Here is a 17,950-nt window from a genome sequence, read left to right as displayed (position 1 = left end):
CCACTGCGTGGCGGACAGGCTCAGCGATCGGCATGGGCGAAGCTTCGCGCCCGCTGACCAAGCTCGGTGGCAGCGAACCGCCCGTCGCGACGCGTCACCCAATCGAGGTTCTCCAGCTCCCACAGCAACTGGTCGATCATCCGCGGGACGCGGGCGGCGACCCGCTCCGAAACCGACGTTCGCCTCTTCGACCACTGCAGAACGAGCTGGTTTCGATCGAGACCGGGCTGCGCGTCGATGATGTCGAGAAGCAACACGCGCGTGCCGCTGAGATGTCGGCGGATCATCGCGTCATTCATCAGGATCAACTGCCGCCGCGGATCGGCGCTCGATAAGGATCGTGTCGCGCCACTTTCCCGCGTGTGGCCCGACTGCGGCCTTCGCGATGCGCTCCCGTCGCCCCACGACGCGAAACCCTGCGGCGTCATGGAGCTTCAGGCTGCCGGCATTCTCGGGAAAGATGCTCGACTGGATCGTCCACACGCCCGCCGCGTCGGCTGCCTCGACGAACGCGGCCAGTAGCAGCCGGCCGATGCCCCGGCCCCGCGCCAAGCGATCGATGTAAACCGAGTGCTCCACCACTCCTCTGTAGGCCGGGCGAGAAGAGACAGCGGACGCCGCCACCCAACCGACCACACGGCCCTTTTCGTCGACGGCGACGATGCGCATTGCGGTTAGCTTGCCGGCGTCGAATGCCTCCCACGAAGGCGTCGCGACCTCGAAGGTCGCCTCGCCGTCTTCGATCCCCTGGGCGTAGATCCTCTCGACGGCCGGCCAGTCAGCCGACGTCATCTCCCGCAAACGAATCACGAGCAGCAGCCACCTCCCCCGCCGAGGTCGGTCGAGCAGACGCCCGTGGCGGGGAGCGTCAGCTCGACGTTGGACGCTGACGCGGTGTCGCCGGCGATCCAGGCCGTGACGGAGCGGACCTGCTCATATCCGGTGGCGAGGAGGAACGTCGGCGCGCGACCGTACGACTTCATTCCAACGATGAAGAAGCCTTGCTCGGGGTGGGTCAGCTCGCGGAAGCCGTGCGGCTCGACCGTCCCACAGGAGTGCACGTTCGGGTCGATGAGCGGGGCAAGCCGCTTCGGCGCCTCCACGATCTCATCGAGCTCGAGTCGGATCTCGCGCAGGATGTCGAGATTGGGCCGGAATCCTGTGGCGTTGACGACGACGTCGGTCGCGTGCGTCACGACTTCCCCGCGGCGGTGCCCGACCAGCTCGACTCCCTCACCTGCACGGCGGCCGCGAATGATCTCAACTCCGTCGAGGACCCGGATCCGACCGTCCGCCACCGCCTGATCCACCCGGCTACCGAGCCGCGCACGGTCGGCCAGTTCGTCATCTGCGGAGGAAGAGACGCGGACCGCCTGCGCATTGCGGATCAACCAGGTGACCGTGGTGCCGCTTTCCTGCCGGGCGAGTTCTGCCAGCCCGAGCAGAGTGTTCGCGGCGGAGTGCCCGGCGCCGACGACCGTGGTGTGGCGGTGGGCGAAGCGGAGGCGATCCCGACCGAGCACGTCCGGCAGCGCGGGCGCGACAGCGCCTGCGATGTCCGCCATCCCGAGCAGCTCGAGTCCGCTCGAGGAGAGCGAGTTCGGTGAGAGATACGTTCCCGAGGCGTCGATGACAGCGCGAGCAGAGACGTCCTCCATCTCTCCATCGGCGATGCGGATGCGCACCGCGAACGGCGTCGCAGCGCGGGACCGGGTGCGCGTGCGGTCCATACCCTCCCGCGAGACGCCGACGACCTCGACGCCGAGTCGGACACGAGCTGCGATCTCGTCGACACTCGCCAGCGGCGCTACATACTCCTCAACGAGCTCGCGGCCAGTCGGGGCACGCTCGGGGTCTGGGAGCACCCAGCCTCGCGCTTCGAGCAGGCGTCGTGAGGCGGGATCCACCAGATGCTTCCACGGCGAGAAGAGCCGAGTGTGTCCCCATGACCGGACGCTCGAGGCGATGTCGGTGCCGGCCTCGAACACCACGAAGTCGATGCCGCGTTCCACGAGGTGCGCGGCAGCGGCCAGACCGATGGGTCCCGCACCGATGATCGCGACGGGAAGTGTTGACAGCCGGTCGGTGTTCACGACGCGGGGTGTCAGGTCGAGCAGAGTCACAGGAGCCTCCGTGGTATATCGATGATCTTCGATGCCCGATTCTGCACCCGCCTATCGACATCTGTCAATATCGACTAGTCTCGATGCGTGACCACGATGCTCGACGTGACCGACGTTACCGCGGGAGTCTGCTGTGCGCCTCTCGTGCGGGAGCCCCTCAGCGCGGCGGAGGCGGACCAGCTCGCTACGACGCTGAAGGCCCTCGCCGACCCGGCGCGTCTGCGCCTGCTTTCGATCGTTGCCGCCTCAGAGAACACCGAGGCGTGCGTCTGCGATCTGATCGAGCCGGTGGGACTGAGTCAGCCGACGGTCTCCCACCACCTGAAGATCTTGACGACCGCGGGCTTCCTCACCCGGACCAAGCGCGGCACATGGGCTTACTTCAAGCTCGTGCCCGGCGCGCTGGACCGCGTCTCGCAGCTCTTCGTCGCCTCGTGAGCCACCTCGCGCGCGCTGCCACGGGCGAATTCGTCGGCAGCGCAGGACTTGCCGCGGTCGTCGTCGGCTCTGGCATCGCGGCGCAGCGTCTCTCCCCTACCGACGTCGGTTTGCAACTGTTCGAGAATTCGTTTGCCACCGCTCTGGGGCTTGCGGTTCTCATCTTGGTATTCGCGTCCGTCTCGGGCGCGCACTTCAATCCGGTCGTGACCCTCGTCGACATCACCTTGCACCGTCGGCAATGGTCAACAGCCGCGGTGTACCTGCCGACTCAGGTGCTCGGCTGCATCGCCGGCGCCGTGCTCGCCAACGTCATGTTCGACGCACCCGCCGTTGCCTGGAGTACGACCGACCGAATGGCATGGCAACTGCTGCTCTCCGAGGTGTTAGCAACCGCGGGGCTCATTCTCGTCATCTTCGCCCTCGTGCGCACCGGGCGCTCCCACCTGGCTGCTCCGGCCGTCGGCGCGTACATCGGCGCGGCGTACTTCTTCACGTCGTCGACCAGCTTCGCCAATCCGGCGATCACCGTCGGGCGCATGTTCACCGACACGTTCGCTGGAATCTCTCCGGCATCCGCGCTGCCCTTCATCGCTGCCCAGGTCGTCGGGGCTGCACTGGGTTGGCTCGGCGTCCGTCTGTTCTTCCCCGTTGCGGCGCCTGAGCCGGCCGTCGCTCGAGGATGACGGCGGCCGCTCCCCGCTCGGCGATCAGCCTCGCCGCTCTCGCGGTGACGCAAGTCGTCGCCTGGGGTGTGCTCTATTACGCGATCCTCGTCGCCGCGCCCGCGATGGCCGTGGAGACCGGATGGGACGAACAGACCATCTTCGTTGCGATCACCGTGGGCCTCCTCGCCTCCGCGGTGTGTGCCGTCCCTGTCGGGCATTGGCTGGATAAGCACCCTCGGCGAGTGATGGTCATCGGCGCCGGCGTCGGCATCGCTGCGATGCTCGCCGCCGCTGCGTCACCGAACATCTGGTGGTTCGCGGCTTCCTGGCTCGTCTGCGGGGCAGCCCAGTCCGCGGTGCTCTACCAAGCAGCGTTCACCGTCATCACGCACCGGTACAGGACCGCTCGGCGTGGGCCATTGACGCTTGTCACACTCGCGGGCGGACTCGCGTCCACGGTGTTCGCGCCACTGACCGGTTGGCTCATCGTTGAAGCGGGCTGGCGCCTCACGTTCGTCGCCCTCGCAGCGATCCTCGCCGTCGTCGCCCTTCCCACCTACGCCTTCACAGTCGAACGCAGCTGGTTTCATCTTGAGGCCCAGCGGTCAGGGGACGGCGCCGCGCAGAAGATCGTGCGCTCGACGCGATTCTGGATTCTCACCGGCTCACTCGCCCTCCTGTCCTTCTCCCTGTACGCGGTGACGCTCGCGGCCGTTCCCGCCTCCGTCGAGAAGGGCCTGAGTCTGCAAGCGGCGGCCTGGGTGCTCGGGCTCATCGGAGCGGGGCAAGTGTTGGGCCGGTTGCTTTACCTCGCCGTCCCGCACACCGCTGCGCCCTGGATCGCGCCGGCGATTATCGGCCTTCTCGGCGCCGGAGCCCTGACCACGTACGCGCTGGCGACCGGGCCGGTCGCCATCTTCGCAACCGCCATCGTCGCGGGCGCCGTCCGCGGCGCCCTGACATTGGTGCAGGCTTCCGCAGTGAGCGATCGATGGGGCCCCGACTCCTACGGCCGCCTCAATGGTGTTCTGTCTGCACCGGTGTCGGCACTCACCGCCCTCGCGCCCGGAGCCGCCGCCCTCCTTGCGACGGCGACCGGAAGCTACGAGGCCATGGCGCTACTCATGGCAGGCGTATGTGCGATCGGTGGGCTGCTTGTGATCCGGCGCTAGCCGTCCGAACATCGACGCGTCAAGCACGCGACGCCCCCACCACGGCGCCTACACGACGCTCGCCACTCCCACCGCGGCGGACTGAGGCTTGCCACCCGCCACGCGAGTCGAGAACAGAACAGCAATGCACGCAGGCACCAATGTGTAAATCGATAGCGCTTACGCAAGTTACGGCGTACCTTAGGCGCCATGCGCGGAGGACTCGAGCGGTGGAAGCGGGGTGTGCAGTCCCGCGGCATCCGGCACGCCATCGCCTACGCCGTCGAGGGCGTATGCGACGCGCACCTCGTCCGCTCCCCCGGCGTCGACACGCTTGAGGGGTACAGCGGCGGCGCGGAGTCGTCCGTGACGCGATTCGTCGTCGAGCAGGGAACCATCAGATCCGACGAGCTGACGGCCGGTGCGCTCCGGGTCTGGCTGAGCGGGCATGACCCGGTCACCGGTGAGGAGCGTGGCAAGGCATTCCTGCGACCTGAGGCAGACCTACTGCTGGACGGGACGCTGAATCATCCGAAGTCGTACAGCATCGCCGCGCTGCTCCACCCTGATCTGGCGGCCGAGTTCGAAGCGTTGCAGGACCGGATCCGCGACACGGTCATCACGCGGTGGCAGCGTGAGTTGAACGCTCGGCGTGGTCATGGTGGCAGCATCCGTGAGTCGATCGCCCGGCTCGAAGTCGTCGAGCTGCAGCACCGCCGCTCCCGTGCACTGGATCCGCACATCCACCGCCACCTCTGGCTGAACGTCAAAGTGCAAGGCGAAGACGGCAAGTGGTCGAACATCGACTCCCGGGTCGCGATGAAGTTCCACACCATCGTCAACGCGGAGGGTGAACTTGCGGCTCGCACCGACCCACGGTGGAGAGCTGCTCTTTCCCGGCACGGCTACGCGATCGGTGACGACGGCGAGATCGCCGAGCTCAGAAGCGCGGTCGCCCCCTTTTCCCGCCGATCGGCACAGATCGAAGCTAACCGCGTGCAGCTCATCGCGGAGTGGAGCCGCGCGCACGCCGGCGCACAGCCCAGCGTCGAGGTGCTGCAACAGATCGACCGACGAGCGTGGGCCGTGTCGCGGCCCAACAAGCCCGCCTTGCTGGACGAGGATGCCTGGGAAGCGGCAGTCCGTGACGAGCTCGCCCTCTTCGACCCCCTCATCAGTCCACGTACACCGTCCCCGATTCCGCAGGTGCGCCCCGACAGCCTGGACCTCGACCTGCTCGCGAGGGCCGCTGTCGTCGACGCCGACGACCGGTCGCGCGCCTCGAGCGGACGGTTCAGCCAGTTCGACCTGCACGCCGGAGCCCTGCGCGCACTCGCCGGCACCGGCATCGTGGCCGAACGAGAGACGCTCGACCAGATTGTCGAAGACATCGAGGCGCGGGCCGGGCGGCACATCATCAGACTCTCCCCCGCGGCCGACGTGCCAGGTCATGTCAAAGCACTCATGGCGACCGAGACGATGCGCCTGAAGGTGCGCGTCGGACGACGCTTCGACGCCATCGCCGTCGCCGGCCGATCGCTCCTCCCCGACCAGCTGCGCCGTGGCGCGGCATCCGGTGAAGGGCTCGACAAGCTCGACGCGACGCAGTCAGCGGCGGCATGCGCGATCGCCGGGACACACGGCCTGGTTGCGGTGACCGGACCTGCCGGTGCGGGCAAGACAACGATGCTGCGCGCGGCGTACCGTGCCCTCGACTGGCAAAATCGGCGGATGCTTGTGGTCGCCCCTACCCGTAAGGCGGCCTCCGTCGCGGCGCGGGAGACCGGTGCGGACGCCTCGAGTCTCCACGCCCTGCTGCACGACTACGGCTACCGGTGGTCGCGGGACAGAGCCGGAGCGCAGGTGTGGTCGCGGCTTGCACTAGGCGACATCGATCCGTCCACCGGCCAGACGTATCACAGTCCGCAGCGGTTCGCGCTTGATCCGGGAGATCGGATCGTGGTCGACGAGGCGGGCATGGTCGACCTGCAGACCGCGGACGCTCTCACCGAGGTCGCACTCGAAACCGGCGCTGGAGTGGCGATGGTGGGCGACACCCGCCAAGCTCTTCCCGTCGGCCACGCGGGGGCCATGGCAACCGCGATGCGGCACGCCACGGTATCCATCGAGATGAACACGGTGCACCGCTTCCGAGACCCCGAGTACGCGGCTCTGACTCTGCAACTGCGCGATCCGCGCGACCGCGACCATGCACTCCGAATTGGCACCGAACTGGCTAAGCGCGGTCATGTTCGACGCGTCGAGAGCATCGAGCAAGCACGAGCCGCCATGGTCACCGGCTATCTCGACGGGACCGCTCACGGACGCCGAGTCGCACTCGTCTGCGGGTCGAACAGCGAAGCCGATGCGATCAACACGCAGATTCAACAGCTTCGCGTGGAAGCCCGCGAACTCGACCCGACCGTCCTCGCGTGGGGACGAGACGAGCAACGACTCCTCGTCGGCGACACCGTGCAGACCCGCCGCAACGATCCGCGGACAGGCGTCGAGAACCGGGCACAATGGATCGTCAACCGCATCGACGCCGGCACGATCGACCTCGTCTCCACCACGGACACCGGCGAACGACGCCGCATCACGCGCGACTACGCGATGGACCATGTGGTACTCGCGTACGCATCAACGGTGCACGGAATCCAGGGCGAGACCGCCGACACTGCCATCGTTGGTCCCGACGTCGACGCCGCCGGCCTCTACGTCGGGCTCACACGCGGGCGCCACCACAACGAGGCAATCGCCATTGGTCGAACCGACGCAGCCGCGCGCGAGCACCTAGTCGCCACAATGCTCCGGGGAACGACGGAGGTCACAATCAACGATTCCGTTCGAGCAGCGGAAGCCGAGCTACGACGGGCCGCACGCAACCAGGCGGCACGGCCCGCCGCCCCAATCACAAACGGTGCGAGCGGCCTCGGGATCTCGTTCTAGGTGCAAGCATCTCTCAACGCTGCTGGCCACTCATCCAACGCGCGCCTGCGTGCACTGCTGTTGCATTTGGTGAGGGCGCATCTAAGCGATCGCGTCAGTCGCGTCGATCGATGGCCGATTAGGGCACCCGAGCGGGCATCTTCATCGAGCGGGGTAAACGGGCATCGCGTAGTAGCGTCCGGCCACCACTCTCGCGTCCACGCGGCGCGCACGAGACACGACCCCTCAACGAAAGATCACGCACTGGTTCGATTTGCAGGGCGATTGCTTTCAACCTCGGGAGTAGCGTCAGGTCATGGACATGCGCGCAGCGGAGCGGGTGACCGTCCCTGACGTGGTCGGTCTGCCGTTCCACGTTGGTCGAGACTTAGCGACCAAAGCCGGCGTGACACTCGCCAACAGTGATCCCGATGGTCCTCCGATCGGGGCGCTCGCATGGCCCGGACTGTATTACATCGTGTCGCAATCGCCGGCCGCGGGCACGCAGCTCTACAAGTGGGACTCGGTGGCAGTGGAAATCGTGAGCCACGGCGACGCCAACAGTCTCGCTCGTCGGAACGAAAATGACGACCCACCGCACCTATCCGCCCACGCAACGCCCGAGCATGAGCAATTTCTCGATCTGCCCGACGACAGCAGATCGGCGCCGAACGCGTCCCCGTGACCGGAGCGGGATCCGTCGCGTGCGACAGGTACGCCGATGCGTGGAGCTATGGTTTGACCTGATGGATGCCACGGATGTCGTTCACGAGGCTCCCGAACGGCAGGAGCCGCGCGGCGACGGCTCACGCGGAATCGGAGTGCTTGCAGTACTTCTGGTTGGGGTGGTCAGTGTTGCGTTTGGTCCCCTCGCGGTCTGGTTGATCCGGGATCAACTCCACATCGGGTGCGGCACCTACCCGGCCGGAACGGAAGGTGCCGGCACTTGGACATGCGCGGATGGGATCGGGTACGTGTCCCTTGCTGTGGTGCTCGGGGCGATGTGGTTGTTGACGGTGGTGCTTGGTTCCCTTATCGCTGGCGGGGTCCGCGATGAACGGCGATCGCGGATGGGATTGTGGCTACTTGGCCTGGCCATCACCGGCTCGGTGCTCGGTTGGTTCTGGTCGACCACGCTCACGCTGGTGCGCGACGAGAATTCGGCGTTGACGGCGGAACAGCTATGGCTTGCCGCCATCGGGCCCGCCGCGCTAGTCGCCGCCGTTGCATTGGTCGTCGCGGGGGTCAGTCTGTTTCTTCGTGGACGTGCCCCCTTCGTGCTGGCGGTTTCGGCCGCAGTGATCATGACGGTTGCAATCGCGTTGCAACCTGGCCTCGGTCTCAACCTGCTGCCCGTCGTGGGCCTGCTCGCCGCCCTTGCGGCGCGCTCACAACGCCCGAGGCGAACCCCCGTCGCTCAACCCGCCTGAGCGCTTCGACGGCACTATGCGCCGGAGGATCGATGAGCGGGCCTCTAGTCGTTTGACCAGAGTCGCTGAGAGTTCCGATAGAGGCCAGCGACGCCGCTGATGTCGACACGTCCGGTGCTTTTTGCGATGCCAAAGGCAGGCCACCGGATGCTGATGTCCAAGTAATTGGCGGGCGGCAGCCGCCACAGCCAAAGACTCAACGTAGACCGCATGACTAGAGGATTCCCATTGCCACCGAGCGGCCTGAGCGCGACCGACCACCCGCTAGGTTCCGTGTCAATGGGCCCCCGCGCATGTGCGAGCGGATCCGCAATGACTGGGTCACCGTCGTCCACCGACACGGCAATAGTCAGGGCCTGGATGCGCTCCACATCGGTTTGCACCCAGGCAGGTCGACCGAAAAACACATCGCGTATCCGCTCCCACTCTCGGTCGTCTTCGCTGCGACGACGGCCGTGCATCTCCAACTGCAGCTCCAGGCCGTTGCTGTACACCCGTCCACCGGCCAATGCGAGCGCCACGCTCGGGGTCGATGCAAGGATTTCGACGGCCGCCAAGATCGTAGGGGCTTCATCCTGGGGTGGTTCCCGCCAGGCGGGGGCGCGGTGCAAGTCTCTGTCTGGGCGGGGCACCGCCCCAGACGATCACAAGTACCGCTGGACTGGCAACACGATGTCGCAGCCAGCTGATCCCAGCGAAGCCCGCACGGAATCCGATCCCCGACCGGGCTCTGCAGGAGCCGTTCATCCTTGGGCGCGGTTAGCGGCCGAGGAGCGTTCCCGCCGTTGGAGCACTACACCAGCGATTGCTGCATAGGTCAGCTGGACCGCGCCGATGAGGATGCCCAAGGTGGCGTGTCCAGCGGAGAGCATCATGGCGGCGATCAGAGTGAGTCCAGCTGCCGGAACCATCAGCAGCGTGTCGAGGCGGCGAGGAAGCAGGACGACCGGTTTTGTCCAGCGCTCGATAGCCCACGGGGGAACGAAGAACGCCGCCGCCAGGACGACCCCAAGGGCGAATTCGATCGCAGAGGCTACGCCCGCCGTGACGTCCACTGGATTGCTGGCGACCGCCACGAAAACCAGAGTCGTGATGGAGGTTGCCGCGATCCGTGCCGCAAGCCCCCACGGTGTGGTTCCCCAGGGACTGTCCGCACTCCACTCCCTCAGACTCACAGCGGGAAGCGCTTTGAGCCTTCGTGGACCGGCAGACGAGCCACGGTCGCCGCGATCCTTCGGCCGGCGGAGACCCCGGGCACGCCACAAGGTCGCCCCCGAAGTCACAACCAGCAGGAGCCCGATCACGATCGCCGCGAACGCGAGCACACCACCGGCGGGAAAGGTCGCAGTGATCGTCCCAGCGATGACGAACCCGATCCCTGCCACGAGCCCAGCGACTCGCTTGTCATCCATACGCGCTGTCCCTTGGTAGCGGTGAAGCCCTAGTGTGGCGGGATCAGCCGCCAGGCGGCAAACGCTGGCCGTCGGTGCCGCGCTCAGCGGTGTGTCGAACCGGTCAGTGCTGCTCGAGGAATCGTCCGGTGAGCCACCGCTGAGCGAGCGGCGCCCGCGGTCTCGGCACTGGGCACCCAAGCGGATCCTGCTCTTGGCTCGGCTACTCTGCGGCCTATGGGTCTGCAGCGCCGGCAGCATGCGGACCACCCAGCTCTTCGCGCGGTAGGGATGGCGCATACTCAAGGAGCGGCCTCCTCAGTCGGGCTGCAGCCCGGCTCGTCCCCGGATCAGATCGTCGACGGGACAACACGCTGATGGGCAAGTTCATTTACGAGTCGGACCTGAGACTCGACTTCGACGATCGGGTGCTGGCGCACCTGCAAGCCGTGATCGGTACGAAGCTTCGTCGCGGAGAGTCGTTCTATTTCAGTTGGAAAGACGACTCCAGCATCGGCAACGGCCGTACCACGGTGTGGCTGCACCCGCGGGTCTCGCTGGTCTACAAGTTCTACGGCAACCGTTCACCGAGCATCAACAGCTTGTGGATTGAAGCGCTGATGTTCACCGCCAACTCGCCGGCCGGGCTCTACACCGTCCCTGAACCAGCCCAAGAAAGCCCCGCGACCCCCTCGAACGGGAACGCGGCACGATGAAACGCATCGACATCCTGTACGGCAACGCCTTGTACAGCGTCGGCGGCCGAGAGCTCGCCGAGATACAGGATGAGATCGCTGCCCTCACCCAGAACGGTGGCTGGCTCCTGGTCAATGATGGCGAAGGCGCCCGACGAGACGCGTATCTGTGGCTGAACCTCGGAGTACCGATCGCCCTCATCCCCATCCCGGCCCCTCCGTCCTCCTGACAGCATCGGCGCCCCGAACACAACACATTTCCGTGGCGTAGGGTCGGCCTCATCGGCCCAGACTCTGCCGATGGCAGCGGATCTGGCAGCCGAGGGCGCCGGGCCCGCTGCGCCGCCCTTGACGCGAGCGCTGTGAGCCGGCGTCGGCCTGGAGCAATCCGCGACGGACATCGCCATCGCTGTCAACCCCCCTGCCCTTTGCGCCCGGGGCATCGAAGACTGCTGTCACCGCGCTGGGCGGTGATACACACTGATCGTGAAAGACGAGGATCGCCATGGCAGATTTCGGAGGCCTTGCAGACAAGGCGAAGGACGCCGCGAATAGCGAGAAGGGCGAGCAGGTGTCCGACGCCGCGATCGACAAAGCAGGCGACGCGACTGACTCTGCCACCGGCGGCAAGTTCGGCGACAAGATCAACGCGGGCGAGGAAGCCGCCGACGACAAGGTCGGCGACCGTTGACGTGGAGGCCTCGTAGCCGCCTCACTGTTGAGACTGAACGGTGACCGCCGACTTAGCAACCCGAAGCCGGAGGACTCCAACTCAGGCGATAGCGTGTGTGATGCCGCATCCGACGGCGAACTTGGCGAGCCCCCAGAGGCAACGCGGGATGTCAAGGCCGTAGGTTTCCAGTCGTGACGACGCCGACTATGACGGGATGAGGACAACGTGAACTTCCAAAGCGGTGATGCTGTCATCGCCCCCTGCGGCCCTGGTCAGGTCATCGATCCATACTCGGGGAGGACCGCCGAGCTAAGCAGCGTCGGCCATCAAGAACCCTTTCTGGTGTACTCCGTGCTCATGGAGGACGGCGAGATCAAACGCTTCGCAGAAAGTGCCTTAGCCGCAGCATGACGTTGGCCTCGATCCGCTGCGCCGCCAAATAGGCCTACTGTGCTGACTGGATGATCGGCGTAGCATGCTCCGATGGGCGCTGAGCTCCCCCCGCGGTGCCCGTCGTGTGGAGTGTTGATGCGCACGACTTCAACCGGGTGGCGGTGCGTCGTGTGCGGCCAGGAGAGAGCAAGTTATCGATGCGCTCAGAACGCATGAACGGTGATGATGTCGTCGAGTGCTCGTGCTGCGATAGAGGATTACCGCGGTCCAAAGTGCACCGGCTGAGCAATGGCGCGGGCTTCTTGTGTCGCCGATGCGGCCTGTGGATCGCCCTGCGCTTGCGCAGCGACACGCCTGAATAGCAAATGGGTGGCCGGCACACTTGGGGAGGCTCCCATAGCTTGGCCTCCGGGGCCTCTCATATCCCTTACTCGCGCTCCGGCCCGCTCGCGACGGGTAGCCGGATGTGATTCGTCGTCTCGTTCAATGTACAGCAGCTGCTGTATAGTCAGTGTGTGCTGACTCTTGCTTCTCGTTTGGATGTGATGAACCGGTTGGGTCGTGCGATGGCGGATCCCACCCGTTCCCGAATCCTGATGACGCTCCTTGACGGGCCGAGCTATCCGGCTGTGTTGTCCAGAAATCTCGAGCTGACCCGCTCGAATGTCTCCAACCACCTGACCTGTCTGCGTGACTGCGGCATCGTCGTGGCGGAGCCGGAGGGCCGCCAGACCCGGTACGAGATCGCCGATGCGCATCTCGCCCAGGCAATGCGCACCCTCGTGGACGTCACCCTCGCGGTGGACGAGAACGCCCCTTGCGTGGATGCAGCGTGCAGGGTTCCCGGCTGCTGCCCGGAGGTCTCCCGATGAGCGCGCCCGTTTCCGTGGAGCGTCGGGAGGTCCTTCACCGCCGGGTGCGGTTCATCGTCGCGTTCACGATCAGTTACAACGTCATCGAAGCCATCGTCGCCATCTGGGCGGGCTCCATGGCGTCTTCTGCCGCTCTCATCGGATTCGGTCTCGACTCCATCGTGGAAGTGCTTTCCGCCGCCGCGGTGGCGTGGCAGTTCACCCGGAAGGATCCCGAGCGGTGGGAGAAGGGCACCGTTCGTGCGATCGGCATCGCGTTCTTCGCTCTCGCCGCATACGTGATTATCGACGCCATCCTCACCCTGAGCGGGCTGGAGGAAGTGGATAACAGCCCGCTCGGCATCGGCATCGCCACCCTGAGTCTGATCGTGATGCCCGTTCTTGCGTGGTTCGAGTTCCGCACCGGGCGCGAGCTGGGCTCCAAGAGTGTGCAGGCCGACGCGAAGCAACTCCTGCTGTGCATCTACCTCTCCGGCACCGTCCTGATCGGACTGCTGCTGAACAGCTTGTTCGGATGGATGTGGGCTGACTCCGTCGCCGCTCTCGTCGTCGCCGGTCTCGCGATCCGTGAAGGCATCGAGGCATGGCGAGGAGACGTCGAGTCACCCTTCGGCGCACTTGACGATGACGATGACGACTGACCGCCGGGGCTGACCCCAGACCGGATTGGTAGCATCAAACGACATGTCTCCAACGCCCCGTCTCCCGCAGACGAGGATGTTGAATGAGCGGCTGCTGATAACGAAGATCGTTACCTACCTGGGTCTGGCTCTCCTGCTGGTGATCGGCGCATGGTCGGCCATGCACCACGAAGCAGAGAACCCCGCTGAGGTGGCCGCGGCGGTACCGGCGGTAGCCGCCGCCGAGCAGTCTCATCCGGCCGTTTCAGACGCGTTCACCCTGCCGAGCACGTCCCAGGTAAGCCAAGCGAGCGGGATCCTGCTGGGCGTCGTCGGCTGCGCGCTGGGCGTGTTGTGCGTCCTCATCATGTTCGTCGCGGTCCGGCGTCGGCTGGTGCGGTCACCATCACACCTGATCCAACTCTCACCGCGGCTACCGCTGCCGCCCATCGTCTCGGCGCGGCCCTTCACTCCCCCGCTGTCGCTGGCACAGCTCTCACTTTCTCGAACCTGACATCGGCTGCTGGCGCCCGTCCGACGGCGCCCCGCTACCGGCCGCGTGCCGGCGACCGTGTTGACCGATGTCTGTGTTTGGAGTGTCCATGAAAACCCCCGTGAAGGTGGCCCTTGCCACCACTGCCGTTGTGGTGGTGTTGCTGGTTGCCGCGTTGATCTACGTCCTCGTCAATCAAAGCCAGACCGCTTCTACCCCAGGCGACAGCGAGAGCCTGCAGGTGACGCGTTCGAACTCACATGTTCTCGATAAGGGCGGCGAGGGCGCGGTCACGGTGGTGGAGTTCCTGGACTTCGAGTGCGAAGCATGTGGGGCGTTTTACCCGGTCGTCGAAGAGCTGCGCGAGAAGTACGCCGGCGAGATCACCTACGTCGTGCGGTACTTCCCACTCCCGGGCCACTTCAACTCCAAGAACGCCGCGATCGCCGCAGAGGCAGCCGCACAGCAGGACCGGTTCGAGGACATGTACCACCAGCTCTTCCAGTCGCAGGCGGAGTGGGGCGAGGCGCAAGAATCCCGCGCCGACCTGTTCCGCGGTTTCGCTGAGGAGCTCGGGCTCGACATGGCCGCGTACGACGCCGCTGTCGAGAACCCCGAGACGTTGGCGCGCGTAGAACAGGACCTCAACGAGGGCCGGGCACTCGGAGTGAACAGCACACCGTCCTTCTTCGTCGACGGCCAACAGCTCGAGCTGCAGAACTGGACCGACCTCGAGGCCGCCATCCAGGCCGCCGTCGAACAGTGACCTCGACGGAGATGGCCCCGACGACAGGCAGTCAGCAGCGGCGAGGGTCAGGCAAGCTTCGACGTCGATACCGGCAACGATCGTCTCTGGAAGGAGCCCGTCATGGGCGCAGGACATAGCCACGACACCGGCCAAAGCGGCACGCCCCGCAACCGGCTGCTGATCGCTTTCTCGATCACTCTCTCGGTGTTCATCATCGAGGTGGTCGGCGCGATCATCACCGGCAGTCTCGCGTTGCTCGTCGACGCCACCCATATGCTCACCGACGTCATCGGACTGGCGCTGGCAGTCACCGCTGCGCACCTGATGAATCGGCCACCCACGGACCGGCACACCTTCGGGCTGCGCCGTGCCGAGGTGCTCGGCGCGCTCGCTCAGGCCGCGCTGCTGCTGGGCGTGGGGATCTTCGCGTTGGTCGAGGGTGTTCGCCGGTTGTTCGAGCCGCCGGAGATCGCGTCCGGCAGCCTGCTCTTTTTCGGCGTGGTCGGATTGGTGGCCAACATTGTGGCGCTTTTCGTCCTGATGAGCGGACGCAAGCAGAACCTGAATATGCGTGCCGCCTTCCTGGAGGTCGTAAACGACGCGCTGGGATCGGTCGCCGTGATCGTCAGTGCCATCGTGATCGCCGCGTTCGGCTGGTATCAGGCGGACGCAGTGGCCGGCATCCTCATCGCGCTGCTGATCATCCCCCGCACCCTGATCTTGCTGCGCGCGTCCGGCAGTGTCCTGCTGGAGTCCACCCCGCCCGGCCTGGATCTGGCCGAGGTCCGCACCCACATCCTCGCCCTGCCGCACGTCGTGGCCGTGCACGACCTGCACGCCTCGCAGGTCTCCACCGACCTCCCCACCCTCAGCGCACACGTCGTCGTCGACGACACCCTCACACCGGAACAGTCCGCCGCGCTGCTGCAGTCGTTGCAGGAGTGCGTGGCCGAGCACTTCCCGGTCAGCATCGAGCACTCCACCTTCCAGATCGAACCGCAATCACACCCCGGAGAACACATCACCCATGCGTAATCCCCGCCGCCGAGGCGGCCTCACCGCCCTCGCCACCTTGTTCTTGAGCAGCCTCTTCGTTGTTGCCACCGCGGGCCCCGCCGCCGCCCATGACGAATTCCTGTCATCCACCCCGGAAGCCGGCGACACACTTCCCGCAGCCCCCACCGAACTCACGCTTGCTTTCAGCGGCGAACTCAATTCCGATCCCGCCAGTGCGGTCATCGAAGTGATCGGCACCGACGGTCGGAACATCGCCACTGACCCGCCCGCCATCGCCGGCACCAACCTCACCCAGCCGGTACGGCAGGACACGCCCGCCGGGCCGTTCACCGTGCGCTGGAAGGTGGTCTCCAGCGACGGCCACCCCATCAGCGGCGAATTCGGATACACCGTCCAAGCCGCCCCCGCGGCCGTCGAAACCCCCACGCCAGAAGCGACGCCAGAACAGACCGCCGAACCGGCTCCCACCCACAGCGACACCCCCGGAACCGGTGGCCGCGGCGTGCCCACCGAGGCGGGCGCGCTCCTGCCCATCGTCGCTGTCATTAGCGGCGTAGTCGTCCTCGGCGGGCTGGTCATCGTGGTGCTGTTCATGGCGCGGGAGCGTCGCCGCCGCGACATCGCAGCCGGAACTCCCACCACGGGCGGTACGGCCGGGAAAACCGATGAGACCTGAGCGAGTGCGACGGTTCGCGATCGCCTGTATCGCCGCCGCCAGCGTCGTCCTGATCGACCAGGTCTCCAAAGCTGCCGCGCGCGGCGAACTGAGTCAGGACGAAAGGATCTTATTGCTCGGCGATCTGCTCGGGCTGCAATTGGCATTCAACCCCGGCGCGATCCTCTCCCTCGGCGCCGGAGCCACCGGGCTGCTCACCGTGCTCAGCATCCTCGCCGTAGCACTGCTGACCGTCGCAGCGGCCCGTTCCCGCAGCGGGTGGTGGGCGGCCGGGATCGGGCTCATCCTGGGCGGCGCGATCGGCAACCTCATCGACCGGCTATTCTCCCCGCCCGGGTTCGGTATCGGGCACGTCACAGACTTTCTCGCGTACGGCAATCTCTTCATCGGCAACATCGCCGACATCGCCCTCGGCGCCGGCGTGATCGTCCTGGCAGGCGCGATGTGGGCGCGGCGCCGCATCACTCCCACCACCAGGCAACCCTCGACAGGTGCGGCGGTGGGTGAATCATGACGGGCAACCAGAAGACACCGTCCCTGTATCAGCGGAACGCGTTCGCGCCGGGCCTGCTGGCGGCAGCGGTGCTGTTCCTCGCACCGGTGCTGATGGCCAGCGACTGGTACCTGGGAGTGCTGTTCGCCGTGTCTATCCTCGCGGTGGTCGTCGGCTGGTTCGCGATCCAAGCACGGCACTGGTGGTGGGTGCCGGTGTTCGCCGTGATCGCCGTGCTGTGGAACCCGGTGTTCCCGTTCCCGTTCACTGGCCCGGTGTGGACTGCCGCGCAACCAGCGGCGGCGGTCGTCTTCCTCGTGGCCGGCGCAATGATCAAGGTTCGACGCCAATGACCAGCCTGCTCCCCTCAAACATGCGGGGTAGCGCGCTCTTTCGCGCTACCACCGCTGCACTCGCGTTGGCCACCCTTCTCACGCTCGCGGGCTGCGCGAGCGACCCGCTCGCCGAGCAGTACCGATCCGGCGACAACAAGGGTTTCGTCGCGGCAGACGGCTTCCAGGTGGTCGAGATTCCGGCAGCCGAGCGCACCCAGCCGGTGCAATTCGAGGGTGTGCTCGACACCGGCGGCACAACCACCCACGCCGACTACGCAGGCGACGTCCTCGTGGTGAACTTCTGGTACGCCGCCTGCGCACCGTGCCGCGTCGAGGCGCCCGAGCTCGCCGCCGCCCATGCCTCGTTCGAAGGCCAGAACGTCGCCTTCCTGGGCGTCAATCTCTACGACGGCGCCGAGGCCTCGCGCGCATTCGCGTCCACCTACGGCGTCCAGTACCCCAGCGCACTAGCAACCGCAGACGGGTCAATCAAGCTCGCCTTCGCCGGAGAGACTCCACTCAACGCCGTCCCCGTCACGCTCGTGCTCGACAAGCAGGGCCGCGTCGCGGCGCGTGTCGTCGGCCAGATCGACGACTCCTCAATCCTCGAGACGCTCGTGCGCGACGCACTGGAGGAGCCGTGAACGTTGGCGCTCTCGTCGCCGACGGCTCCCTGCTGATCGCGATACCGATTGCGCTTCTGGCCGGCGCCCTCTCCTTCCTCTCCCCCTGTGTGCTCCCCCTCGTGCCCGGATACCTGGGCTTCATCGGCGGCGCGGCCGCCCCCGCCCGCCCTGCCCGTCGCG

22 protein-coding genes and 1 pseudogene are annotated in these 17,950 nt (G+C 66.3%); 19 read left to right on the top strand and 4 right to left on the bottom strand.

Annotated elements, in window-relative coordinates:
• Positions 1-20: 20 nt before the first annotated feature.
• From WYM_RS01155 to WYM_RS01145, 3 genes are read right to left on the bottom strand one after another with little or no spacing between them, the layout of a single operon-like run.
• On the bottom strand, positions 21-287 hold the full coding sequence (locus WYM_RS01155; protein WP_040568923.1) for a hypothetical protein: 267 nt from the start codon (positions 285-287) through the stop codon (positions 21-23).
• A 4-nt stretch (positions 288-291) separates the two neighbouring features.
• Positions 292-792, bottom strand: coding sequence for a GNAT family N-acetyltransferase (locus WYM_RS01150; RefSeq protein WP_019178986.1), 501 nt, complete (start codon positions 790-792; stop codon positions 292-294).
• Between the two features lie 14 nt (positions 793-806).
• Entirely contained in the window at positions 807-2,123 is a 1,317-nt protein-coding gene (locus WYM_RS01145) for an FAD-dependent oxidoreductase (protein ID WP_019178985.1), read from the bottom strand.
• A gap of 87 nt (positions 2,124-2,210) precedes the next feature.
• On the opposite strand from WYM_RS01145, the gene WYM_RS01140 reads away from it, so the two are divergent.
• The 6 genes from WYM_RS01140 (at position 2,211) to WYM_RS01115 (ending at position 8,738) form a co-directional block, all read left to right on the top strand.
• The gene (locus tag WYM_RS01140; RefSeq protein ID WP_019178984.1) at positions 2,211-2,561 is read left to right on the top strand and encodes a metalloregulator ArsR/SmtB family transcription factor; all 351 of its coding nucleotides are present in this window, start codon (positions 2,211-2,213) and stop codon (positions 2,559-2,561) included.
• Positions 2,558-3,247 (top strand): aquaporin, encoded by a 690-nt coding sequence (locus WYM_RS01135; RefSeq protein WP_019178983.1) that lies wholly within the window; start codon positions 2,558-2,560, stop codon positions 3,245-3,247. The genes WYM_RS01140 and WYM_RS01135 overlap by 4 nt, the downstream gene beginning before the upstream one ends.
• A gap of 44 nt (positions 3,248-3,291) precedes the next feature.
• Entirely contained in the window at positions 3,292-4,401 is a 1,110-nt protein-coding gene (locus tag WYM_RS01130) for an MFS transporter (protein WP_192813695.1), read from the top strand.
• A gap of 189 nt (positions 4,402-4,590) precedes the next feature.
• Positions 4,591-7,329: an AAA family ATPase gene (locus WYM_RS01125; RefSeq protein WP_019178981.1), complete on the top strand. Its 2,739-nt coding sequence runs from the start codon at positions 4,591-4,593 to the stop codon at positions 7,327-7,329.
• Between the two features lie 295 nt (positions 7,330-7,624).
• On the top strand, positions 7,625-7,993 hold the full coding sequence (locus WYM_RS21630) for a PASTA domain-containing protein (RefSeq protein ID WP_157524764.1): 369 nt from the start codon (positions 7,625-7,627) through the stop codon (positions 7,991-7,993).
• A 61-nt stretch (positions 7,994-8,054) separates the two neighbouring features.
• The gene (locus WYM_RS01115; protein WP_157524762.1) at positions 8,055-8,738 is read left to right on the top strand and encodes a hypothetical protein; all 684 of its coding nucleotides are present in this window, start codon (positions 8,055-8,057) and stop codon (positions 8,736-8,738) included.
• Between the two features lie 743 nt (positions 8,739-9,481).
• Here the strand turns inward: WYM_RS01115 and WYM_RS01110 are convergent.
• Positions 9,482-10,150, bottom strand: a complete 669-nt coding sequence (locus WYM_RS01110; RefSeq protein ID WP_157524760.1) for a hypothetical protein — start codon at positions 10,148-10,150, stop codon at positions 9,482-9,484.
• Positions 10,151-10,506: 356 nt separating this feature from the next.
• On the opposite strand from WYM_RS01110, the gene WYM_RS01105 reads away from it, so the two are divergent.
• From WYM_RS01105 to WYM_RS22520, 13 genes and pseudogenes are all read left to right on the top strand, one after another.
• The gene (locus WYM_RS01105; protein ID WP_019178978.1) at positions 10,507-10,845 is read left to right on the top strand and encodes a hypothetical protein; all 339 of its coding nucleotides are present in this window, start codon (positions 10,507-10,509) and stop codon (positions 10,843-10,845) included.
• Positions 10,842-11,054 carry a hypothetical protein gene (locus WYM_RS01100; RefSeq protein ID WP_019178977.1) on the top strand — a complete coding sequence of 71 codons (213 nt, stop codon included), beginning with the start codon at positions 10,842-10,844 and terminating at the stop codon, positions 11,052-11,054. The genes WYM_RS01105 and WYM_RS01100 overlap by 4 nt, the downstream gene beginning before the upstream one ends.
• A gap of 275 nt (positions 11,055-11,329) precedes the next feature.
• Positions 11,330-11,515 (top strand): antitoxin, encoded by a 186-nt coding sequence (locus tag WYM_RS01095; RefSeq protein WP_019178976.1) that lies wholly within the window; start codon positions 11,330-11,332, stop codon positions 11,513-11,515.
• Positions 11,516-12,405: 890 nt separating this feature from the next.
• Positions 12,406-12,762: a Cd(II)/Pb(II)-sensing metalloregulatory transcriptional regulator CmtR gene (cmtR, locus tag WYM_RS01090; RefSeq protein WP_026059446.1), complete on the top strand. Its 357-nt coding sequence runs from the start codon at positions 12,406-12,408 to the stop codon at positions 12,760-12,762.
• Positions 12,759-13,403, top strand: a complete 645-nt coding sequence (locus WYM_RS01085; RefSeq protein ID WP_040568922.1) for a cation diffusion facilitator family transporter — start codon at positions 12,759-12,761, stop codon at positions 13,401-13,403. The genes cmtR and WYM_RS01085 overlap by 4 nt, the downstream gene beginning before the upstream one ends.
• A gap of 43 nt (positions 13,404-13,446) precedes the next feature.
• Positions 13,447-13,896: a hypothetical protein gene (locus tag WYM_RS20945; RefSeq protein WP_157524758.1), complete on the top strand. Its 450-nt coding sequence runs from the start codon at positions 13,447-13,449 to the stop codon at positions 13,894-13,896.
• An 88-nt stretch (positions 13,897-13,984) separates the two neighbouring features.
• Positions 13,985-14,641 carry a DsbA family protein gene (locus tag WYM_RS01075; RefSeq protein WP_019178972.1) on the top strand — a complete coding sequence of 219 codons (657 nt, stop codon included), beginning with the start codon at positions 13,985-13,987 and terminating at the stop codon, positions 14,639-14,641.
• A 102-nt stretch (positions 14,642-14,743) separates the two neighbouring features.
• The gene (locus tag WYM_RS01070) at positions 14,744-15,658 is read left to right on the top strand and encodes a cation diffusion facilitator family transporter (protein ID WP_019178971.1); all 915 of its coding nucleotides are present in this window, start codon (positions 14,744-14,746) and stop codon (positions 15,656-15,658) included.
• Positions 15,651-16,316 (top strand): copper resistance CopC family protein, encoded by a 666-nt coding sequence (locus WYM_RS20940; RefSeq protein ID WP_019178970.1) that lies wholly within the window; start codon positions 15,651-15,653, stop codon positions 16,314-16,316. The genes WYM_RS01070 and WYM_RS20940 overlap by 8 nt, the downstream gene beginning before the upstream one ends.
• Complete coding sequence (locus WYM_RS01060; RefSeq protein WP_040568921.1) at positions 16,306-16,830, top strand: signal peptidase II; 525 nt, start codon at positions 16,306-16,308, stop codon at positions 16,828-16,830. The genes WYM_RS20940 and WYM_RS01060 overlap by 11 nt, the downstream gene beginning before the upstream one ends.
• Positions 16,827-17,162, top strand: a complete 336-nt coding sequence (locus tag WYM_RS01055) for a DUF6804 family protein (RefSeq protein WP_019178968.1) — start codon at positions 16,827-16,829, stop codon at positions 17,160-17,162. Before WYM_RS01060 ends, WYM_RS01055 begins: the two co-directional genes overlap by 4 nt.
• On the top strand, positions 17,159-17,788 hold the full coding sequence (locus WYM_RS01050) for a TlpA family protein disulfide reductase (RefSeq protein ID WP_083866108.1): 630 nt from the start codon (positions 17,159-17,161) through the stop codon (positions 17,786-17,788). The genes WYM_RS01055 and WYM_RS01050 overlap by 4 nt, the downstream gene beginning before the upstream one ends.
• Before the next feature lie 29 nt (positions 17,789-17,817).
• Positions 17,818-17,932 (top strand): annotated as a pseudogene (locus tag WYM_RS22520) (cytochrome c biogenesis protein CcdA); the annotation flags it as partial.
• Between the last annotated feature and the right edge of the window lie 18 nt (positions 17,933-17,950).

The sequence above is a fragment of the Microbacterium yannicii PS01 genome (assembly GCF_000304335.1).
Classification (GTDB): Bacteria; Actinomycetota; Actinomycetes; order Actinomycetales; family Microbacteriaceae; genus Microbacterium; species Microbacterium yannicii_A.
This window is presented reverse-complemented; position numbering and strand designations above follow the sequence as displayed.

What these genes read in the sequence shown, in the direction of transcription:
- WYM_RS01150 (WP_019178986.1), bottom strand. Translation starts at nt 792, where the DNA reads ATGACGTCGGCTGACTGGCCGGCCGTCGAGAGGATCTACGCCCAGGGG.
- WYM_RS01105 (WP_019178978.1), top strand. Translation starts at nt 10,507, where the DNA reads ATGGGCAAGTTCATTTACGAGTCGGACCTGAGACTCGACTTCGACGAT.
- WYM_RS01125 (WP_019178981.1), top strand. Translation starts at nt 4,591, where the DNA reads ATGCGCGGAGGACTCGAGCGGTGGAAGCGGGGTGTGCAGTCCCGCGGC.
- WYM_RS01155 (WP_040568923.1), bottom strand. Translation starts at nt 287, where the DNA reads ATGATCCGCCGACATCTCAGCGGCACGCGCGTGTTGCTTCTCGACATC.
- WYM_RS01100 (WP_019178977.1), top strand. Translation starts at nt 10,842, where the DNA reads ATGAAACGCATCGACATCCTGTACGGCAACGCCTTGTACAGCGTCGGC.
- WYM_RS01055 (WP_019178968.1), top strand. Translation starts at nt 16,827, where the DNA reads ATGACGGGCAACCAGAAGACACCGTCCCTGTATCAGCGGAACGCGTTC.
- WYM_RS01085 (WP_040568922.1), top strand. Translation starts at nt 12,759, where the DNA reads ATGAGCGCGCCCGTTTCCGTGGAGCGTCGGGAGGTCCTTCACCGCCGG.
- WYM_RS20945 (WP_157524758.1), top strand. Translation starts at nt 13,447, where the DNA reads ATGTCTCCAACGCCCCGTCTCCCGCAGACGAGGATGTTGAATGAGCGG.
- WYM_RS21630 (WP_157524764.1), top strand. Translation starts at nt 7,625, where the DNA reads ATGGACATGCGCGCAGCGGAGCGGGTGACCGTCCCTGACGTGGTCGGT.
- WYM_RS01060 (WP_040568921.1), top strand. Translation starts at nt 16,306, where the DNA reads ATGAGACCTGAGCGAGTGCGACGGTTCGCGATCGCCTGTATCGCCGCC.
- WYM_RS01095 (WP_019178976.1), top strand. Translation starts at nt 11,330, where the DNA reads ATGGCAGATTTCGGAGGCCTTGCAGACAAGGCGAAGGACGCCGCGAAT.
- WYM_RS01075 (WP_019178972.1), top strand. Translation starts at nt 13,985, where the DNA reads ATGAAAACCCCCGTGAAGGTGGCCCTTGCCACCACTGCCGTTGTGGTG.
- WYM_RS01110 (WP_157524760.1), bottom strand. Translation starts at nt 10,150, where the DNA reads ATGGATGACAAGCGAGTCGCTGGGCTCGTGGCAGGGATCGGGTTCGTC.
- WYM_RS20940 (WP_019178970.1), top strand. Translation starts at nt 15,651, where the DNA reads ATGCGTAATCCCCGCCGCCGAGGCGGCCTCACCGCCCTCGCCACCTTG.
- WYM_RS01050 (WP_083866108.1), top strand. Translation starts at nt 17,159, where the DNA reads ATGACCAGCCTGCTCCCCTCAAACATGCGGGGTAGCGCGCTCTTTCGC.
- WYM_RS01070 (WP_019178971.1), top strand. Translation starts at nt 14,744, where the DNA reads ATGGGCGCAGGACATAGCCACGACACCGGCCAAAGCGGCACGCCCCGC.
- WYM_RS01115 (WP_157524762.1), top strand. Translation starts at nt 8,055, where the DNA reads ATGGATGCCACGGATGTCGTTCACGAGGCTCCCGAACGGCAGGAGCCG.